This window comes from Desulfovibrio sp. ZJ746, assembly GCF_011039155.1.
Lineage (GTDB): Bacteria > Desulfobacterota > Desulfovibrionia > Desulfovibrionales > Desulfovibrionaceae > Desulfovibrio.
Genome location: NZ_JAAKEK010000002.1, coordinates 314,115 through 333,268 on the forward strand (window position 1 = coordinate 314,115; position 19,154 = coordinate 333,268).

General features: G+C 66.6%; 13 protein-coding genes. 7 read left to right on the top strand and 6 right to left on the bottom strand.

The window, feature by feature from the left end:
• The first annotated feature begins 1 nt into the window (after position 1).
• Genes G7Y54_RS05765 through G7Y54_RS05775 form a run of 3 tightly spaced genes read left to right on the top strand, consistent with a single transcriptional unit; the run spans position 2 to position 3,163 of the window.
• Positions 2 to 829 carry an amidohydrolase family protein gene (locus G7Y54_RS05765; protein WP_165078328.1) on the top strand — a complete coding sequence of 276 codons (828 nt, stop codon included), beginning with the start codon at positions 2 to 4 and terminating at the stop codon, positions 827 to 829.
• A gap of 7 nt (positions 830 to 836) precedes the next feature.
• On the top strand, positions 837 to 2,225 hold the full coding sequence (locus tag G7Y54_RS05770; RefSeq protein WP_165080194.1) for an MATE family efflux transporter: 1,389 nt from the start codon (positions 837 to 839) through the stop codon (positions 2,223 to 2,225).
• The gene (locus G7Y54_RS05775; protein WP_165078330.1) at positions 2,222 to 3,163 is read left to right on the top strand and encodes a glycyl-radical enzyme activating protein; all 942 of its coding nucleotides are present in this window, start codon (positions 2,222 to 2,224) and stop codon (positions 3,161 to 3,163) included. Before G7Y54_RS05770 ends, G7Y54_RS05775 begins: the two co-directional genes overlap by 4 nt.
• 21 nt (positions 3,164 to 3,184) lie before the next feature.
• Here G7Y54_RS05775 and G7Y54_RS05780 read toward each other — a convergent pair whose 3' ends face one another.
• Positions 3,185 to 5,140, bottom strand: a complete 1,956-nt coding sequence (locus G7Y54_RS05780) for a sigma 54-interacting transcriptional regulator (protein ID WP_165078331.1) — start codon at positions 5,138 to 5,140, stop codon at positions 3,185 to 3,187.
• A gap of 502 nt (positions 5,141 to 5,642) precedes the next feature.
• Here G7Y54_RS05780 and G7Y54_RS05785 point away from each other — a divergent pair.
• From G7Y54_RS05785 to G7Y54_RS05800, 4 genes are all read left to right on the top strand, one after another.
• Positions 5,643 to 6,635 (top strand): TRAP transporter substrate-binding protein, encoded by a 993-nt coding sequence (locus G7Y54_RS05785; protein ID WP_165078332.1) that lies wholly within the window; start codon positions 5,643 to 5,645, stop codon positions 6,633 to 6,635.
• 75 nt (positions 6,636 to 6,710) lie between these two features.
• A complete protein-coding gene (locus G7Y54_RS05790) occupies positions 6,711 to 8,552 on the top strand; it encodes a TRAP transporter large permease subunit (protein WP_165078333.1) in 1,842 nt (613 codons plus the stop codon).
• An 87-nt stretch (positions 8,553 to 8,639) separates the two neighbouring features.
• The gene (locus G7Y54_RS05795) at positions 8,640 to 9,794 is read left to right on the top strand and encodes an iron-containing alcohol dehydrogenase (protein WP_165078334.1); all 1,155 of its coding nucleotides are present in this window, start codon (positions 8,640 to 8,642) and stop codon (positions 9,792 to 9,794) included.
• Between the two features lie 82 nt (positions 9,795 to 9,876).
• Entirely contained in the window at positions 9,877 to 11,415 is a 1,539-nt protein-coding gene (locus G7Y54_RS05800; protein ID WP_165078335.1) for an outer membrane homotrimeric porin, read from the top strand.
• A 110-nt stretch (positions 11,416 to 11,525) separates the two neighbouring features.
• Here G7Y54_RS05800 and G7Y54_RS05805 read toward each other — a convergent pair whose 3' ends face one another.
• The 5 genes from G7Y54_RS05805 to G7Y54_RS05825 are packed head-to-tail and all read right to left on the bottom strand — an operon-like array spanning position 11,526 to position 19,104.
• Entirely contained in the window at positions 11,526 to 12,596 is a 1,071-nt protein-coding gene (locus G7Y54_RS05805; protein WP_165078336.1) for a tellurite resistance/C4-dicarboxylate transporter family protein, read from the bottom strand.
• Complete coding sequence (narI, locus tag G7Y54_RS05810; RefSeq protein WP_165078337.1) at positions 12,583 to 13,248, bottom strand: respiratory nitrate reductase subunit gamma; 666 nt, start codon at positions 13,246 to 13,248, stop codon at positions 12,583 to 12,585. The genes G7Y54_RS05805 and narI overlap by 14 nt, the downstream gene beginning before the upstream one ends.
• Before the next feature lie 24 nt (positions 13,249 to 13,272).
• Positions 13,273 to 13,902 carry a nitrate reductase molybdenum cofactor assembly chaperone gene (gene narJ, locus G7Y54_RS05815; RefSeq protein ID WP_165078338.1) on the bottom strand — a complete coding sequence of 210 codons (630 nt, stop codon included), beginning with the start codon at positions 13,900 to 13,902 and terminating at the stop codon, positions 13,273 to 13,275.
• A complete protein-coding gene (narH, locus tag G7Y54_RS05820; protein ID WP_165078339.1) occupies positions 13,899 to 15,413 on the bottom strand; it encodes a nitrate reductase subunit beta in 1,515 nt (504 codons plus the stop codon). The genes narJ and narH overlap by 4 nt, the downstream gene beginning before the upstream one ends.
• On the bottom strand, positions 15,403 to 19,104 hold the full coding sequence (locus G7Y54_RS05825) for a nitrate reductase subunit alpha (protein ID WP_165078340.1): 3,702 nt from the start codon (positions 19,102 to 19,104) through the stop codon (positions 15,403 to 15,405). Before G7Y54_RS05825 ends, narH begins: the two co-directional genes overlap by 11 nt.
• Between the last annotated feature and the right edge of the window lie 50 nt (positions 19,105 to 19,154).

Below are 19,154 nucleotides of genomic sequence, written 5' to 3' on the forward strand. Positions count from 1 at the left end.
CATGAAATTCATTGATTTCCGCTTCCGCCCCTGCGTCAAGGCCGTCATCGACTCCATCGTCAACAACCCGGCCTTCAGCGGCTTTGTGGCCGAAACGGGCTTCGGCAAGGGCCCGGCGCCCACCCTCGAGCAGGAGGTGGAGAGCTTCCGCAAGCTCGGCGGGGTCAAGTTCGTCATGAACGGGCGCGACTGCGAGACCGTCTCGCGCGCGGCGTCCTCAAACCCCGGCGTGCTCGAGGCCATGAAGGCCTATCCCGACACGGTCATCGGCTTTTACGGCGTGGACCCCTACAAGGGCATGCCCGGCCTCAGGGAGTTCCGCAAGGCCGTGGAGAAGGACGGCTTCGCCGGCGCCTCCATCGACGCGGACATCTGCCGCCTGCCGCTGGACGACGCCCGCTTCTACCCGCTCTACACCGTCTGCTGCGAGCTTGACGTGCCCATCATCATGACCACGGGCCCGGCGCCCATGCCGCGCATCCCCATGTGCAACACGCGGCCCATGCTGGTGGACCGCGTGGCCGCGGACTTCCCCGAGCTGCGCATCGTCATGAGCCACGCAGCCTGGAACTTCCCCTACGAGGCGCTGGCCACGGTGTTCCGCAACGAGAACGTGTACATGGACATCTCGGACATGACCATGAACATGTGGATGGAACTCTACGTGCCTGTGATCAACGCGCGCCTCGCGGACAAGATCTTCTTCGGCAGCGCCCATCCCTTCACGCCCGTGGCCGAGGCGCTGGATGTCATCCAGCACCTGGGCTTCAGCGAGGATGTGCTGGAAAAGATCCTCTATTCCAATGCCAAAGCCTTCCTCAAGCTGTAAACACCCCGTGGACAGCCTGACGCCGGGCGCGGCGCCCGGGGAGAGCCCCCTCGCCGCCGCGCCGCTGCCCGGCCTCATCCTCTCGCTGGCCGTTCCGGCCGTGCTCTCCCAGCTTATCACGCTGGGCTACACCATCGTCGACCGCATCTACCTCGGCCACACCGTGGAGGGCGTTGCCGCCATCACCGCGGTGGGCGTGTGCGTGCCCGTGACCCTGCTTTTGCTCGCGCTCGTCAACCTTTTCGCGCGCGGGGGCGCGCCGCTGGCCAGCATCCGCCTCGGCGCCGGCGAGCCGGAAAACGCGGAGCGCCTGCTCGGCGTCTCGCTTTTCTGGCTCATGGCGGCGGCGATTGCCTCCGCCGCGGTCATCCTCGCCTGGGCCGAGCCGCTTCTGGGCGCCTTCGGCGCGGAGGCGCGCACGCTTGGGCCCGCGGCCTGCTATCTGCGCATCTACTCTCTCGGCAATCTCTTCATGATGTGCGGGCTTGGGCTCAATATCTTCATCAACGCCCAGGGCTTCACGCGCGTGGGCATGATGACGCCGCTCATCGGCTGCACGGCCAACATCCTGCTCGACCCGCTCTTCATCTTCACCCTGGGCATGGGCGTGGCCGGCGCGGCCGTGGCCACGGTCATCTCGCAGTTGCTTTCGCTGCTCTGGGTGTTCCGCTTTTTCCGGGGGCCGCGCTCCCTCCTCCGCATCCGCCGGCGCTTCCTCGCGCCCGGGGGCGCCCTCGCCGGGCGCATCCTGATGCTGGGCTCCGCACCGGCCTTCATGGTGGGCAGCGAGGGGCTGCTCCTGCTCTGCTTCAACCTCCAGATGGGCAGGTTCGGCGGCGTGGAGGCCATCGCCTCCATGACCATCCTGGGCTCGCTCTTCCAGCTTTTGCTACTGCCCATGGTGGGCCTCTACCAGGGCGCGCAGCCGGTGGTGAGCTTCAATTACGGCGCGGGCAACTTCGGGCGCGTGCGCCGCGCCATCCTGCTCGCCGGGGCGGCGCTCTGCGTCTATTCCGCCGCCATGAGCGGGGCCATGACCGCCTTTCCCGCGGCGTTCGCCCGGCTGTTCACCGATAACGCGGAACTCGTGGCCGCCACGGCGCCGCTTCTGCGCGTCTATATCTGCGGCGGCTTCCTGCTCGGCGTCACCGTGGTCAGCCAGGACAGCTACAACGCGCTCGGCGACGGCAGGCTGGCGCTGTTTTTCGCCGTGCTGCGCAAGGGCATCCTGCTCATCCCGCTCATCTACGCGCTCCCCGCAGTCCTGGGCGGGGGCGTGCGCTCCGTGGTGCTCGCCGAGGCGGTGAGCGACACGGCGGCCGCGCTGTGCAGCGGGGCGTATTTCATCATCTTTCTCAAGAAAAAATTTTCGAGGCCACAAGGGGAGGGCATATGAACGACAGGGACGTGACCGGGCTCGTGTTCAGCACCCAGAGGTTCAGCATCCACGACGGCGGCGGCATCCGCACCCTGGTTTTCCTCAAGGGCTGCCCGCTGCGCTGCCGCTGGTGCAGCAATCCCGAATCGCAAAAGGCCGTGCCCGAGCACGCCTTCAACCCCAACCGCTGCCTCGGGGCCGCCCAGTGCGGCCGCTGCCTCGCCGTATGCCCTTCGGGGGCGCTCTCGAAAGACCCTGAGGGCCGCATCCGCTATGACGCCACCCTGTGCGCCAGTTGCGGCGCGTGCGCGGCCGTCTGCCCCACGGGCGCGCAGACCCTCTACGGCGAGCGGCGCACCGTGGCCGACATCCTGCGCAAGGTCGAGGAGGACGATGTCTTTTACCAGCGCTCCGGGGGCGGGCTCACGCTTTCCGGCGGCGAGGCCATGGCCCAGCCGCGCTTTGTGCTGGCCCTGCTGCGGGAAGCGCGCAAGGCGCGCATCCACACCATGATGGAGACCTGCGGCCACTACCGCACCGACCGCTTCCACGAGGCCTGCGCCCTGCTGGACGGCCTCATCTTTGACGTGAAGAGCCTCGACAGCGCGAAGCACAAGGAGTTCACGGGCCGGGGCAACGAGCAGATCCTCGCCAACCTCAACCATGCGTTCACGAATTTTCCCGACCTGCCCGTGACCGTGCGCACGCCCGTGATCCCGGGCTTCAACGACGACCCGGAGATGATCCGCGCCATCCGGGCGAGCCTGCCACGGCGCCCGAACGTCCGCTACGAGGTGCTGACCTATCACCGGCTCGGCATGCCCAAGTACGGCTATCTCGGGCGCGCCTGGCTCATGGGCGACGTGGTGGCAGACGAGGCCCTCATGGCCTCGCTGCGCGGTGAGCTCGCCCGGGAGGCGCCAACAGGGGAGGCGGAAGCGGCGCAGGGCGCCTGAACCCCGCACGGGCCGCCCCCCTCACTTGCGCTGCGGCCTGAAGGAGCGGTGGTCGATGCCGAAGCGCGCGAGCTTGCTGTACAGCGCGCTCCTGGCGATGCCCAGCTCCTCCGCGGCCACGCTCATGTTGCCGTTGAAGCGCGCCAGCACCTCCACGATGGCGTTGCGCTCGAGCTGGTAGAGGGTTGGGGCCTCGGCCGCCTGGGGCGCCTGCGCCGCGGGCTGCGGCCTGAGGCCGCCGCCGCCCCCCGAGAGCGTCACCGGCAGGTCGCCGGCCTGGATATAGGGCCCGGTGCAGATGTTGACCGCATATTCCACCACGTTTTCCAGCTCGCGGATATTGCCCGGCCAGGCGTAGCGCAAGAGCATCTGCATGGCCTCGTGGGTGAAGCCGCGGATGCGCCGGCCGAGGCGGCTCACGTAGCGCTCGAGAAAGTGCTCGGCGAGCACGCCGATGTCCGTGGGCCGGCTGCGCAGGCTCGGCACGTTGATGGCGAAGACGCAGAGCCGGTAATAGAGGTCGGAGCGGAAAGCCCCGGATTCCATGGCCGTCTGGAGATTCCTGTTGGTGGCCGCGATGATGCGCACGTCCACGGTCTTGGAGGCCGTGGAGCCGAGTCGGCTGACCTCCCGGTTCTGGATGAGCCTGAGCAGGTTGGTCTGGGCGTCGAAGGGCATTTCGCCGATCTCGTCGAGGAAGATGGTGCCCTTGTCGGCCAGCTCGAACTTGCCCGCCTTGCCGTTTTTCACGGCGCCCGTGAAGGCGCCGGCCTCATAGCCGAACAGCTCGCTCTGGATGAGCTCGCGCGGCAGCGCCCCGCAATTGATGGTGATGAAGGGCCCGCGCCTGCGGGAGCTGCCGTTATGCACCGCATGCGCGAAAAGCTCCTTGCCGGTGCCGCTCTCGCCGAGCAGGAGTGTGGTGATGTCGCTCTGCGCGGCCATGCGCGCGAGGTCCACGGCGTGCACGATGGCGTCCGAAGTGCCGATGATGTCGGTGAAGCGGTAGACGGCCTTGCCGCCCGTGGTGCGCGCGGCCAGGCGTTCCACGCGCTCCATTTCCGTAAGGGTGCAGACGATGCCCTTGCCCTCGGGGATGAACTCGGCCGAGAGCAGCACGCGCCTTGGCTCGCCGCCGATGTCCAGCGTGCATTCCCGGTCTTCCACGCGGCGCCCGTTTTCGATGATCTCCTTGAAGGGCGCCCCGTCGCGCACGAAGTTGGCGATGGGCCCGAGCGCGATCTTTTCCTCGCTGCCGATATTGAGCAGGCGGCGCGCGTGCGCGTTGGCCGCCTTGATGTGGCCGGAATTGTTCAGGATGAGGACGCTGTCATTGAGCAGTTCCAGCGTGGTCTCCTGGTCCTTGAGCAGGTCGTTGATGTGGTGCTGGTGATTGATGTTGGCCGCGAGCGAGGTGAGCAGGGCCGCGCAGGCCGGGCTCCAGCGCTCCAGGGGGAAGACGGCGGCGAAGACACCGATGAAGCGGAACTTGCCGCCGCTCAGGGGCGCGGCGCACGCGGCAAGGCCGCCGAGGGCCCGCGCATAGTGCTCGGCCCCGACGACGCAGCAGGGCTCGCGCGTCTCAAGGCACAGGCCCACGGCGCCGGTGCCGATGCCGCTTTCCGAAAGATCCGTGCCCGGCTCAAGGCCGAGGTGTGCCGCAAGCTCCGTCGCGCCGGCCGTGGCAAGGAGCCGACCCTCGGGGTCGACAAGCAGGAGCAGGCCCCCGGCTTCGGCCGCAAAGGCCCGGTATTCGTCCATGACCGGGGAGGCGGTGGCGACGAGCGCCGCCGCGAGGGCATGGGGCTGCGCGCGCCCGGGCGCGCCGTGCCCGGGCTCGGCGCCGGCCCAGCGCTTGCGGCAGCGCTGCCATGAAGCGAAGACCTCCGGCCGCGGCGCCTGCGGGGCGGCCGCGCCGCCAGCCTTGAAGCGCGCGAGCGCCTCGGCGAGAGCTTCTTGCTGGTGTTCGTGTTTCATCCCCTCTCCCCAACACTTCTGTCCTGAATGTGGACACATTTGCGGCAATTGTCCAGATTACGACAGGCCAGCGGACACTTTTCCGCAGCTTTTTGTCCTTTTTGCGCCACTCCGCGCGCGGCGCGCCCGAGGCCGTGCAAAAATCTCTTGTGAAATCAGGAGCGCGGGAATTTTCACTGCAATTCCCGTATATTCCCCGCATTCCAGCGGCTGCCGGCCCCGGAAGCCCCGCGCTTTTGCCCGGTCTCGCCGGCCGGGGCCTCCCGCACCCTTTCGGCGCCCGCGGCCTGGCGGCTGATCCCACCCCGGGAGCTCATCGCCGGAGCCACAGAAAAACAACTGGAATACCAAGCCGATAGCCGCATACCGTTGCCCTCTCGCGCTTGCGGCCATGACCGCGCCGGCGGCGCCGGGCGCGCGCCTGTGGCATGGCTTGTGCAAAATAGGTGCAAACTTTTTTTTCGCGCAGGCGCACTAACTTCTACCGCAAGAAGGGACTCTCATGGGCAAGCTCTCACGGCTCCTCGTCCTGGCTCTGGTCATCCTGTTCCCCTCCACCATCTTCGCCGCTGGCTACACGCTGCGCTTCGCGCATGACGGCGCGCCGGACAGCGTCTATGCCCAGACCTACCGCAAGTTCGCGGAACTGGCCGACAAATACACCGACGGCAAGGCCAAGGTGAAACTCTTTGAAAACGCCGTGCTCGGCGGCGACCGCGAAGTGACCGAATCCACCCAGCGCGGCGACCTCCAGATGGGCGGCTGCGGCACCTCCATCCTGAGCACCTTCTGGCCCTCGGCCGCGGCCTTCGACCTGCCCTTCATCATCGAGCCGGAAAAGAAGGCGGCGCTCTATGAGGCGCTGAACAACGGCGAGCTCGGCAAGTATGTCAACGACGAGCTCGGCAAGGTGGGCCTCGTGGCGCTGGTCTATGCCGACACGCCGCTGCGCAACTATGTGACCAACAAGAAGCCCATCCCGGATCTCAAGTCCCTCAAGGGCGTCAAGATGCGCACCACGGCCTCGCCCGTGGACAACGCCACCGCCGAGGCGCTCAAGATGACGCCGTCGCCCATGGGCTTCGCCGAGGTGTATACCGCGCTCCAGCAGGGCACCATCGACGGCGAGCTTTTGAGCTTCGGCGACTACTATTCCTCGCGCCGCGGCGATGTGGTCCACCACGCGCTGCCCACGCAGCACAGCTTCACGAGCATGGTGGGCGTCATCAACAAGCAGTATTTCGACTCGCTGCCGCCCGAGATCCAGGCCGGCCTCAAGAAGGCCGCCGTGGAGGCGAGCCTCTGGGGCCAGCAGCTCGTGGACCAGGTGGAGCAGGAAGGCCGCGCCGAGGGCGAGAAGAACAAGCTCGTCGTCTATCCCTTCCCGCCGGAGGAGCGCGCGCTCTTCGTCGAGGCCGTGCAGCCCGTGTATGAGAAGTATGTGCCCAACATCGACCCCAAGTTCCTTGAACTCCTGAAGGCCACCCAGAAGTAGCGGCATGACACGGGGCGGGGTTCGGAGCTGTTCCGGGCCCCGCTTTTCGCGGCACAACCCACAGGCGGAAGAACCATGAATGCTCTCGTGACCTGGCTGGATGACAACCTGGAAAAGCCCTTCCTTGTCATCGGGCTGCTCACGGCCATCGCGCTCATCACCTGGCAGGTCCTGTTCCGCTATGTCTTTTCGGGCATCTTCGGCATGGAGGGCAACACCGCCTGGGCCGAGGAACTCTCGCTCATGTGCTTCATCTGGTGCTCGTATCTCGCCGTGCCCATCGCCATCAAGAAGCGCGACAACCTCGCGGTGACGGCCCTCGTGGAGCGTTTCGGCGAGCGCGGCAAGGGGATTTTCTGGATCATCGACGAGGGCGCATTCCTCGTGCTGTGCGTGGTGGTCATCTGGCTCGCTATAGAAACCATCGCCATGCAGATGCGCTACCCGCAGTACACCGCCGCCATCCACCTGCCCTTCTGGGTGTGTTATCTCTCGCTGCCCATCAGCTTCGGCCTCATGGCCCTGCGCCTGCTCCAGAACCTTTGGCGCCAGATGCGGCAATGCGGCGCGCTCGACACGCTCATCGGCTTCGGCGTGCTCGGCCTGCTCGCGGTGCCCATCTTCCTCGGGCTGGACGTGAACACGGCCATCGTGCTCATGGTGAGCCTCGTCATCTTTCTCATGCTCGGCATCCCCATCGCGGTGTGCCTCGCGCTCGCCGGCATCACGGCCATCGCCTTTTCCGGGGACCTGCCCTGGGGCACGGTGGCGCAGGTGGCGTATTCCTCGCTCAACTCCTTCCCCTTCCTCGCCATCTACTTCTTCATCGCCGCGGGCATCATGATGGGCGTTGGGGGCATCAGCAAGCAGCTGTTCGAGCTGGCCGACGAGATCGTGGGCGGCATGTACGGCGGCATCGCCATCGCCACCATCCTGACCTGCATGTTCTTCGCGGCCATCAGCGGCTCCGGGCCGGCCACGGTGGCGGCCATCGGCATGCTCACCATCCCGGCCATGGTGGAGCGCGGCTACGGCAAGGTCTTTTCGGCCACCATCGTGGCCTGTGCGGGCATCATCGGCGTGCTCATCCCGCCGAGCAATCCCTTCATCGTGTACGGCGTGCTCGCCAAGGTCTCCATCGGCAAGCTCTTCATGGCCGGCATCCTGCCGGGCGTGCTCACCGGCGGCGCGCTCATGGTCTACAGCTATTTCTACTGCCGCAAGAAGGGCTGGCGCGGCACCGGGCGCCCCTTCAGCTGGCGCCGGCTTCTGGCCTGCATCAACAACGCCAAGTGGGGCCTGATGGTGCCGGTCATCATTCTCGGCGGCATCTACGGCGGCGTGATGACCCCCACGGAATCGGCCGCCATCGCCGCGGCCTACGGCCTCATCGTCGGCATCTTCGTCTACAAGGGCATCAACCGCAAGAACTTCATCCCGCTCATGGTGGACTGCGGCGTCACGAGCGCCGTGGTCATCATGCTCCAGGCCATGGCCGGCATTTTCGGCTATGTGGTCGCCATCGAGTCCATCCCGCAGCAGATCGCCCACCTCATGCTCGGCATCTCGGACAACATGTGGGTCATCCTGGTCATCATCAACCTCTTCCTGCTCTTCATCGGCACCTTCATGGAGCCGGCGCCGGCCACCATCATCCTCACGCCCATCCTCGTGCCCATCATGGTGGGCCTCGGCATGGACCCCATCCACTTCGGCGTCATCATGACCCTCAACCTGGCCATCGCCTTCGTGACGCCGCCCGTCGGGCCCAACCTCTTCGTGGCGAGCAGCGTGAGCGGCTGCGGCCTCGGGCCCATGAGCCGCGAGGTGGTGCCCATGCTCCTCGTATTGCTCGTCGTGCTCGTGCTTGTCTGCCTGTTCCCGTCCATCAGCCTCGTGCTGACACAGAACATGTAGCTTCGATCCACACGCGGGCGCTCCCGGCCAGCGGGGGCGCCCTTTGACCTGGGCGCGCCCTTGCGCGTCCCGCCCGGGGAGACCGCGATGAATTTCACCTTCATGCAGAAAGTCAGGATCTGGGAAGAACCGGGCGCCCTCGACAGGCTCGGCGAACTCATGCGCGAGCTCGGCTACGCCAAGGCCCTGCTCGTGTGCGACCCGGGCATCGTGAGCCTGGGCATGGCCGACCGGGCGCTTGCCGCCATCGGCAAGGAAGGCCTGGGCGCCGTGCTCTATGACAAGGTGCGCCCCGACCCAGCGGCGGACATCATCGACGCCGGCGCGGAACTCTGCCGCGCCGAGGCGTGCGACTGCGTCATCGCCGTGGGCGGGGGCAGCTCCATCGACGTGGGCAAGGGCGTGAACATCCTGCGCTCGAACCCGGGGCATATCCTCGACTACGCCACGGCAAGCCGGGCCATGGCGCCCTCGCCGGGCCTTGTGGCCGTGCCCACCACGGCCGGCACGGGCAGCGAGCTCTCCAACGGGCTCATTGTCACCGACCCGGCGAGCGGCGTGAAGGTGCCCATCCTCGCGGTCAACGGCATGGCCGAATACGCCGTGCTGGACGCGGCGCTCACCCTCGGGCTGCCCCCGTCCATCACCGCGCTCACCGGCCTCGACGTGTTCTCGCATGTCTGCGAGTCCTACATGTCGCGCTTCGCCTGCGAGCTCACCGACATCGTGTGCGAAAAGGCCATGGCCGACGTGGTGGCCTATCTTCCCCCGGCTGTGGCCGACGGCCGGGACATGGAGGTGCGCAGGCGCATGCTTGCGCTTGCCAGCATCGGCGGCTGGATGCTGGCCTGCGCCTCGGCGCACATCGGCCATTCCTTCGCCCATGTGCTCGGCGCCAAGCATCACCTGCCGCACGGGCTCGCCTGCGCATGGAGCCTGCCTGTGGTGTTCGACTTCCTCGCCGAGGCGGAGCCCGCCAAGATCCGCCGGGTGGGCGAGATCCTGGGCGCGCGCTTCGACGGGCGCGAAAGCGCCCTGGCCGTGGCGGAAAAGACCGGGGCGGCCTACCGCGCCTTCTGCGCGGGCCTCGGCGTGACGCCGCCGTCGCTTGGGCCGCTCACCGAGGCCGACCTCCTCGCCACGGCGGAAGCCATCGCCGGCGAGCCGCTGGCCGCCATCTGCCCGCGCGTGGCAAAGGCGCGGGACATCCATCCGCTCCTGGCGCGCCTGTACGGCCTGTGAGCCGTTGTTCCGGGGAATTTGGGGGACTTCAACCAACTGGCCAGGCCAGCTGGCCAAACCACCTGAGGAGGGAGAGGGAGGCATGAAAAAACTCTGCACACTGCTGCTCGCCGCGGGCATCCTGCTCGGCGCCGCGGGGGCTGCGCGGGCGGTGGACTTCACGGCCCAGGGCACCTGGTTCTTCGGCTTCACCACCTGGGAGCCGAGCCTCGTCCACAAGACGCGCGACGGCAACAAGGTGACGAAGGACCTGCGCGACAAGTTCGAGGCCAAGCAGCGCATCCGCCTGCAACTGGAGGCCGCGGTTTCCGAGGCCCTTTCCGGCACCTTGCAGATCCAGATCGGCAACAATTCCTGGGGCAAGGCCGACGAGCCGCAGGGCGGCGCGGCCCTCGGCGCGGACGGCAAGATCATCAAGGTGCGCCGCGCCTTCATCGACTGGACGCCGCCGGACTTCGACCTCAAGGTGCGCATGGGGCTCTTGCCCGTGTCGCTGCCCAACAAGGCGGGCGGCACGGCCATCATGGAGACCCAGGTGGCGGGCGTTTCGGCCGCATACCAGTTCACCGAGAATGTGGGCCTCACCGCCATGTGGATGCGCCCCTTCAATGACAACTTCAAGGGCGGCCACGAGGGCAGCCGGGACAACTATCTCGACAACATGGACCTCTTCACCCTCATCCTGCCGCTGACCTTCGACGGCTTCGAGGTCACGCCGTGGGTGATGTACGGCATGAAGGGCAAGAACACCCTCTTCCCGGACAAGGAGGCCGACCTCACCACCTACGGCGACGACGGCAACATGCCGTACACGCTCTATCCCTCGCCGGGCATCAACAACTTCCTCGGCACCTACCGCGACGGCAGCACGGGCAAGGCCTACGGCAGCGTGTTCTGGGCCGGCCTGCCCTTCCAGATAACGGCCTTTGACCCGCTGAACATCGAGGTCGACCTCAACTACGGCTATATCGAGGCCATGGGCCGTTACGACGCCATCAAGTACGACGGCGCCACGCCCGTCGCCAGGCGCTCGAGCACGGAGCGCCTGGGCTGGCTCGCCAAGGCCCTTGTGGAATACAAGATGGACTGGGGCGTGCCCGGCATCTTCGGCTGGTACGGCTCCGGCGACGACGGCAACCCGAAGAACGGCTCCGAGCGGCTGCCCACCATCGTGGGCTATGGTAACTTCACCTCCTTCATGGGCGACGGCAACACGGCCTGGGCCTGGCAGGACTATGACACCACCTATTCCGGCACCTGGGGCGTGGGCCTGCAGGTGCGCGACGTGAGCTTCGTGGAAGACCTCACCCACACGCTGCGCGTGGCGTGGTGGGGCGGCACCAACAGCCCCAGCATGGTCAAGTACATGGATACCGCCTACGCCTGGAAAGACGGCGTGCGCGAGTTCGAGGGGCCCTACCTCACCACCGAGGACGGCCTCCTGGAAGTGAACTTCATCAACAACTACAAGATGTACGACAACTTCAACATCAACCTCGAGCTCGGCTACATCGCCAACTTCATGGACAACGACACATGGAAGAAGGCGGGCAGGAAGGACAGCTCCTTCGAAAAGCAGGACGCCTGGAAGGCCCAGCTCGTCTTCGCCTACACCTTCTAGGCAGGGACACGCCTCCCGGGCGCGGAGGCCCCGAAAGGCGGTGAGGCGCCAGAAAAAAGAAGGGGGAAAAACTCCCCCTTCTCTGCTTTCGTTGCGTTCGCGGCCGCCGCTTACGACTGCCTTGGCCCCACAAGCAGGAGCCGCGCCCGGGAAACGAGCATGCCCAGAAAGGTGGCCCCCCACGCGATGAGGGCCACATAGAGGAACCAGCGCGGGATGACCATGAGCCAGCCGAAGTGGAGCGCCTCGGAGAAGGTGGCCGTGCAGGCGGTGTACATGCCCATGGGGAAGACCATGCCCCAGAAGGCCGGCACATAGCTGAAGGGATAGCAGCGCACCGCATGCCGCCAGAGGCCGAGCAGGAGCAGCATGGGCACCCACCAGGAGGCCGTGGCCCAGGTGAGCAGGGTCGTGCCCTTGATGTAGGGCATGAAGTGGTCGAGCATGGGGCAGGCGCCGTTCTTCAGGATAAGCGTCGCCCCGGCGAGGGTGGAGATGGCCACGGCGCCGGCATTGATCCAGTAGGTGGGGTCGAGCTCGGCCGGCTCCATCGTGGCGAAGCAGAAGCGGAAAAAGATGACCGTGATGACGAAGATGTAGAGCATCACGCCCAGGAGAAAGAGCGCGCAGAGAAGGAAAAACGCGATGTCGAGGTCCCAGCCCACCTTGTCGGCGATGGTCGCGCCGAGGATGACGATGGACTGGGTCGACACGGTGGCCACCAGCCAGGCGCCGTTGATGCCCTTGGCAAGCGGCGGCTTCTCCTCCACGGTGAAGATGGCGTAGAACACGCCCCAGAGGATGAACACCCAGCAGCCGACGCCGAGCCAGAAAAGCGCGTGCGCGTACTCGATATTCTGCGCGAGCACCGCATACTGGTTGCCGAGGATGCAGGTGCCGGCCACGATGGTCAGGAAGCCCGGGCCCGAGGCGTGGCCGCGGAAATCGGCCACCATGCGCCGCGGAAAGCGCACGAGCTTGAGGAGGTAGAGCGGCCAGAGCGTAACGAACATGGCGATGTTGATCCAGAACAGGGCCGTGGCCCCGTCCGGGAAGCCCAAGAGGTGCAGCGCCACGGAAACGATGCCCGTGGACATGACCATGGCGAAGTTGGCCGAGGCCAGGTTTTCGTTGAGCGACCAGAAACGGCCGCCGAAAGTGCCGGCATCAGAGGTTTTCATAGCGCCTCCGGTAGACGATGAAGGGCCGGGCGAACCACGTCACAGGCAGGCTGAAGAAGTGGACGAGCCTGCTGAACGGCGCCATGGCGAAGATGGCGAGGCCGCTTATGACATGCAGCTGCATGAACCACGGCACTTCGCGCATCAGGGCCGGGTCGGGCTGGCAGGTGATGACGCCGCGCGCCCAGGCGCCGATGATGGGCAGCACGTTTTCGTGCGCCGTATAGTCCTGGTAGCCGCCGGTGCAGGCCTGGAGCAGGATGAACAGCAGCACCACAATGTCCATGGGCACGGTGCTCGCCCGGACATTGCGATTGCAAAGGCGCCGCAACAGCAGGATGCCGCCCCCGGCGAAGACGCAGGGCGCGAGGATCTTGCCGAAAAAGGTCGCCACCTCAAAATGCACCTGCCCGGCGAAGCCCACCATGCGCAAGAGCGCCACCGGCAAAAGCAGCCCCACCACATGGCCGAAAAAGGTGAAGATGATGGCGTAATGGAAGAGGAAGGAGCCGGCCACGAGGGACTTCTTGGCAAAAAGGTTGCTCGAGCGCGCGTTCCATTCGCCCGGGGTCGCCACATAGCGGAAGATGAGCCCGGCAGTGAACAGCGTCAGGCACACATAGGGGTAGACGCCGAAAAGCAGGAGATCCATGGTATATGCTCCTTTATGATCGCTCTAGACAAATCGTTCCGTATCCATGGCCGGATGCGTTGCCGGGTTGAACTCCGGCTCCGGCGCGGCCATGGGCCGGCGCGTGGGGTCATGCGCGCGCGGCTTGAAGCGCTCCGGCCAGTCGCGGCGCAGGCCCTTGAGCGCGAGCCCCACCAGCGGCGCCTGCGCGCAGTCGAGCTCGGCAAGCCGCTTCTCGAGGGCCGCGAGCTCGGGCCCGAAACCGTCGAGCAGGGCTTCCGCCGCCCAGTCCTCGCACGCGGAGAGGAATTCCAGCACGCGCGGCAGATAGTCCGGGAAGCTCCCGGGCAGCGGCTCGAAGCCGGCCGTGCGGTAAAGCCCGTTCAGCGCGGCCATGGCCCTCCCCTGCCCGCGGTCATTGCCGTAACGGTGCCAGGCGAGATAGAGGCTCGCTGACGGGTCATGGTCGAAGACGCGCACGTATTCCTCCTGCGCGCCCTGCGGCCCCAGCGCCTCCAGCCTGTCCAGGAAGGCGCCGATCTCCGCCGCCTCCCCGCCCCCGAGACTGGCCCGGATGTCCGCGCGCATCTTAGGGATGGCCGCGAAAAACGCCGCATCCGGGTATTCGAGCAGGCGCGAGATGCGCAAAAGCGCCGCGCGCTCCCCTGCCGTCATGAGATCTCCTCCGGGAAGCCCACTGAGCCCTTGAAGGCCTGGAGGTCGCCCCCGCCAATCTCGCGGCGCACCGAGGGCACCACGAAGCGGTCCTCGAAGCGGGCGATGGCGAGCAGGCGGTACATGGCGCGCGCGTCGCCCGGCGTGAGGCCCAAGGCAGCCAGCGCGTCCGTGGCCGCGTTGGGGCGCCCCGGGTCGTCCGCCACGAAGGGGTTTTCCGCAAAGTCGTCCTCGGTGCCGGGCTCGTTGCCCGTTTCACCGGCGGCCGCGTTTTTCGCAAAGCGCTCCTCGCGCATGAAGTCGCGCATGGCGAGCAGCTTCTGCAATGCCTCGCGCACCGGCTTCTCGTCGCCGGCGGCGAGCAGGTTGGCGAGATAGCGCAGCGGGATGCGCATGTTGTCGAGGTCGCTTGCCGCGGCCACCCCGCCCGCGACCAGCGGGCTCAGCGGCGGGATATACCACACCATGGGCAGCGTGCGGAACTCCGGGTGCAGCGGCAGCGCGAGGCGCCACTGGCTCACGAGCTTGCGGATGGGCGAGCGCCTGGCCGCGTCCACGAACTGGTACGGGATGCCGTCCGCGAGGGCCTGCTTTTCCATCTCCGGGTCGTCCGGGTCCACAAAGACGGCGAGCTGCGCCTCGTAGACCTTTGCCGGGTCGGCGCAGGCCGCCGCCTCGCGCACCTTGTCAGCGTCGTAGAGCATCACGCCCACATAGCGGATGCGCCCCGGGCAGGACTGGGCGCAGAGGGTGGGTTCGCCCGCCTCGATGCGCGGATAGCAGAAGATGCACTTTTCCGAGTGGTGGGTCTTCCAGTTGAGGTAGACCTTCTTGTAGGGGCAGGCCGTCATGCACATGCGCCAGCTGCGGCAGCGGCTCTGGTCCGCAAGCACGATGCCGTCCTCGTCGCGCTTGTAGAGCGCGCCCGAGGGGCACGAGGCCACGCAGGCCGGGTGCAGGCAGTGCTCGCAGATGCGCGGCAAATGGAACATGAAGACGCTCTGGTACTGGAGCCAGGCTTTCGCCTCCATGCCCTTGAAGTTCACGTCCTCGAGGCCGGTCACGTTGGCCCCGGCGAGGTCGTCCTCCCAGTTGGGGCCCCATTCCACCTTCATGGGTTCGCCGGTGATGGCCGAGCGCGGCCCCACCGCGGGCTGCACCTTGGAGGCCGGCGCCGTGGTGAGGTAGCGGTAATTGTAGTTCCAGGGCTCGTAATAGTCCTTGATGTCCGGGAGGTCCGGCTGGGCGAAGAGGCTCAGGAACTTCTTCATCTTGCCGCCGGCCCTGAGCTCGGGCTTGCCGTTCTTCACCGTCCAGCCGCCGTGGTAGCGCTCCTGGTTTTCCCACTGCGTGGGGTAGCCGATGCCGGGCTTGGTCTCCACATTGTTGAACCAGATGTATTCCGAGCCCGCAGGAGTGGTCCACGCGTTCTTGCAGGGGATGGTGCAGGTGTGGCAGGCGAGGCACTTGTCGAGGTTCATCACCATCGCCATCTGGGCTTTAATTTTCATCGAACACCACCTTTTCAGCCTTGCGGACGACGATCATCTCGTCGCGCTGGCAGCCCGTGGGCCCGTAATAGTTAAAGGAGTAGCTGAACTGCCCGTAGCCGCCGATCATCTGCGCCGGGTTGACGAGGGCGCGGGTGAGCGAGTTGTGCGTGCCGCCGCGGTTGCCCGTCACGGAAGACATGGGCACGTTGATCAAGCGCTCCTGGGCATGGTGGATGAAGGTCTTGCCGCGCGGCAGGCGGTGGGTGACGACCGCCCGGCCCACAAAGGCGCCGTTGGCGTTGTAGCATTCGAGCCAGTCGTTGTCCTTGATGCCCACGGAGGCCGCGTCCTCGTCGTTGAGCCACACCTCGCCGCCGCCGCGCGAGAGCACGCGCATGAGGTGCACGTCGGAATACGAGGAGTGGATGGACCACTTGCTGTGCACGGAGAGGAAGTTGAGCACCAGATCCTGCTTGCCGCGCGGGATGAGCTTGCCGCTCGTCTCGCCGATCTGGGCCAGCGGCAGCGGCGGCTGGTATGCGGGGAGGGCCTCGCCGAGCGCCCGCATCCAGGCGTGGTCGAGGTAGAAGTGCTGCCGGCCGCTCAGGGTGCGGAAGGGCACGAGGCGCTCCACATTGATCTGGAAGGGCGTATACGTGCGGCCGTCCGCCTCGATGCCGCTCCATTCCGGCGCGGTGAAGCCCTTGCGCGGCCGCTTGGACACGGCCTGGAAGGTAAGGTGCACGCCCTCAATGGGCTTGGACATGTCGGCGAGCTCCCGACCCGTCTTCTCCTCAAGGCCGCCCCAGGAGCGCACGCTGACCCGTCCGTTGGATTCCGGCGAGAGTGTGAGCACCACCTCGCAGGCGTCCTTGCCGCAGGTGATGCGCGGCATGCCGTGGCTTACGCCCGGCTCGTCCACCACGCCCAGGATGCGCTTCAGCACCTCGTATTCCGTGGCGCAGCACCATTTAACGCCCTTGGTGCCCACGCCGTCGGGCTTTTGCACATTGGGCCCCAGCGCGGAATACATCTTGAACATGTCCGCGTAGTTGCGCTCCACAACGCGCAGGTTGAACATGGTCTTGCCGGGCACGGGCGCGGTCTCGCCCTTGGTCCAGTCCTTCACCTCGCCCATGGGCTGCGCCACCTCGTTGGGCGAGTCGTGCTCGAGCGCCGAGGCCACGAGATCCTTGCGCACGCCGAGGTGGGTGGCGGCCATGGCGGAGAACTTCCGCGCCAGAAGGGCGAACATGGACCAGTTGTCGCGCGCCTCCCACGGCGGGTCCACCGCCTCGGTGAAAGGATGGATGAAGGGGTGCAGGTCCGTGGTGGAGAGGTCGTTGTATTCGTACCAGTGCGCCGAGGGCAGCACGATGTCGGAATAGACGGCCGAGGTGTTCATGCGTATCTCGGCCGTGACCATGAGGTCGAGCTTGCCCTGCCGCATGGCCTCTCCGGCGTGAAATTCCGTTGGCTTCCTCTCCGATTCTTCCGAGAGGGCCGAGGCCTTCGTGCCGAGCAGGTAGCGCAGGAAGTATTCATGCCCCTTGACGTTGGAGCCCAGCGGATTGGCGCGCCAGAACATCATGAAGCGGGGCACGTTCTCCTCGCTGTCCGGGTTCTCGATGGCCATCTGGATGCGGCCGTCCTGAAGACCCTTGACCGCGTAGTCCACGATCTCCTCGTCCGTGGAAGCGCCGGCCCTGGCGGCGTCCTCGCAGATCTGGATGGGGTTCTGCCGGAACTGCGGATAATAGGGCATCCAGCCGAGGCGCGCGGCGATGGCGAAGCAGTCCGCCGGGTGCTCCGGCATTTCGCCCTTGTGTGTCGCCGGGCAGGCGCCCGCGATGTTGAGGAGCTCATGCCGCCAGGAATCGGTGGCGAAATAATAGAAGGTCGTGCCCTGGCTGCGGCGCGGCGCGGGGAACCAGTCCGTCCCGGTGGTCAGCGTGGCCCAGCCGGCCTGCGGCCGCACCTTCTCCTGCCCCACATAGTGGGCCCAGCCGCCGCCGGCCACGCCCTGGCAGCCGCAGAGGCTCGTCAGGTTGAGGATGGCGCGGTAATTGATGTCGTTATGGTACCAGTGGTTGATGCCCGCGCCCATGATGATGAGCGAGCGGCCCCTGGTTTTTTCCGCATTGTCCGCGAACTCGCGCGCCACCTTGATGACATCGGCCGCCGGCACGCCGGTGACGCCCTCCTGCCAGGCCGGGGTGGGGTAGACGCCATCCTCGTAGAAGCGGGCCACGTCGCCCCCGTGGCCGCGGTCCACGGCAAGGCTGGCCGCGAGGATGTCGAACACGGTGGTGACTTTTTTCCTCGCCCCGCCGATTTCCATCTCCACCACGGGCACCGCGCCCTTGCGCAGGGTGGGGGCGGTTTCGGAAAATACCGGGAAGTCCACGAGCTCCCAGCTCGCGCCCGCGCGCTCCTCCATGCTCAGGGCCGGCGCGAGGTCCTTGCCGTCGTAGCAGTCGCGCATCTCGAGGTTCCAGGTGCCCTTTTCGCCCCAGCGCGAGCCGATGGAGCCCATGGGCACGGCCGGCGCCCCGCGCCGCGTGTCGAACACCACGAGCTTCCACTCCGGGTTGTTGCCGCCGTGGCCGAAGTCCGAGGCGCGGAGGTAGCGGCCGGGCACGAGCGCGCCATTCTTCTCCTCCAGCTCGAGGAGGAAGGGGAGGTCGGTGAAGCGGCGCACATAGTCCTGGAAATACGGCACTTGGCGCTCGATGAAGAACTCGCGCATGATCACATGGGTCATGGCCATGGCGAGCGCGCCGTCCGTGCCCGCGCGCACGGGCAGCCACGTGTCGGCGAACTTGGTGAAGTCCGCGTAATCCGGCGAAACGGCCGCGATCTTCGTGCCCTGGTAGCGGGCCTCGGTGTAGAAATGGGCGTCGGGCGTGCGCGTCTGCGGCAGGTTGGAGCCCCAGGAGATGATGTAGCCAGCGTTGTACCAGTCCGCGCTCTCGCAAACGTCCGTCTGCTCGCCCCACACCTGCGGCGAGGCGGGCGGCAGGTCGCAGTACCAGTCATAGAAGCTGATCATGCTTGCGCCGAGCATGGAGAAGAAGCGCGCGCCCGAGGCGAAGCTCACCATGCTCATGGCCGGCAGCGGCGTGAAGCCGAAGATGCGGTCGGGCCCGTAGCGGCGGATGGTGTAAATGAGCGAGGCCGAAATGAGCGTCAGCGCCTCGTCCCACGAAAAGCGCACGAAGCCGCCCATGCCGCGCGCCTTCTGGTAGGCGCCGCGGCGCCCGGGGTCGTTCTGGATGTCCTCCCAGGCGGCCACGGGGTCGCCCTTTTCTTTGAGGGCCTGGCGCCAGAGGTTGAGCAATTCGCCGCGGATATAGGGATAGCGCACCCGGAGGGGGCTGTACACATACCACGAGGCCGAGGCCCCGCGCGGGCAGCCGCGCGGCTCGTAGTCGGGGAAATCCGCGTGCGGGGTGGGGTAGTCCGCCGCCTGCGCCTCCCAGACGATGATGCCGTCCTTCACATAGACGTTCCAGCGGCAGGAGCCCGTGCAGTTGACGCCGTGCGTGGAAGGCGAGATGCGGTCATGCCCCCAGCGGCCGTGATAGTATTTCTCCCAGCTGCGGCAGCCCCGGTGGACGGTGTAGCCCTTGTGGTCGCGCATATCCGAGAAAAGGTCCCCGGTGCGCAGCTTGAAATGCCGCAGGGTTTTGGAATCGTAGTGTTCCATGGTTCCCCCCGCGTCCCGTGCGGGACGTGCGGTTGTTGAGGTTCCGCCCC

Bases quoted from the DNA above. Each gene is read 5' to 3' on its own strand.
- G7Y54_RS05775 (WP_165078330.1), top strand. From the start codon at position 2,222: ATGAACGACAGGGACGTGACCGGGCTCGTGTTCAGCACCCAGAGGTTC.
- G7Y54_RS05800 (WP_165078335.1), top strand. From the start codon at position 9,877: ATGAAAAAACTCTGCACACTGCTGCTCGCCGCGGGCATCCTGCTCGGC.
- narJ (WP_165078338.1), bottom strand. From the start codon at position 13,902: ATGACGGCAGGGGAGCGCGCGGCGCTTTTGCGCATCTCGCGCCTGCTC.
- G7Y54_RS05790 (WP_165078333.1), top strand. From the start codon at position 6,711: ATGAATGCTCTCGTGACCTGGCTGGATGACAACCTGGAAAAGCCCTTC.
- G7Y54_RS05805 (WP_165078336.1), bottom strand. From the start codon at position 12,596: ATGAAAACCTCTGATGCCGGCACTTTCGGCGGCCGTTTCTGGTCGCTC.
- G7Y54_RS05785 (WP_165078332.1), top strand. From the start codon at position 5,643: ATGGGCAAGCTCTCACGGCTCCTCGTCCTGGCTCTGGTCATCCTGTTC.
- G7Y54_RS05765 (WP_165078328.1), top strand. From the start codon at position 2: ATGAAATTCATTGATTTCCGCTTCCGCCCCTGCGTCAAGGCCGTCATC.
- G7Y54_RS05780 (WP_165078331.1), bottom strand. From the start codon at position 5,140: ATGAAACACGAACACCAGCAAGAAGCTCTCGCCGAGGCGCTCGCGCGC.
- G7Y54_RS05795 (WP_165078334.1), top strand. From the start codon at position 8,640: ATGAATTTCACCTTCATGCAGAAAGTCAGGATCTGGGAAGAACCGGGC.
- narH (WP_165078339.1), bottom strand. From the start codon at position 15,413: ATGAAAATTAAAGCCCAGATGGCGATGGTGATGAACCTCGACAAGTGC.
- narI (WP_165078337.1), bottom strand. From the start codon at position 13,248: ATGGATCTCCTGCTTTTCGGCGTCTACCCCTATGTGTGCCTGACGCTG.
- G7Y54_RS05825 (WP_165078340.1), bottom strand. From the start codon at position 19,104: ATGGAACACTACGATTCCAAAACCCTGCGGCATTTCAAGCTGCGCACC.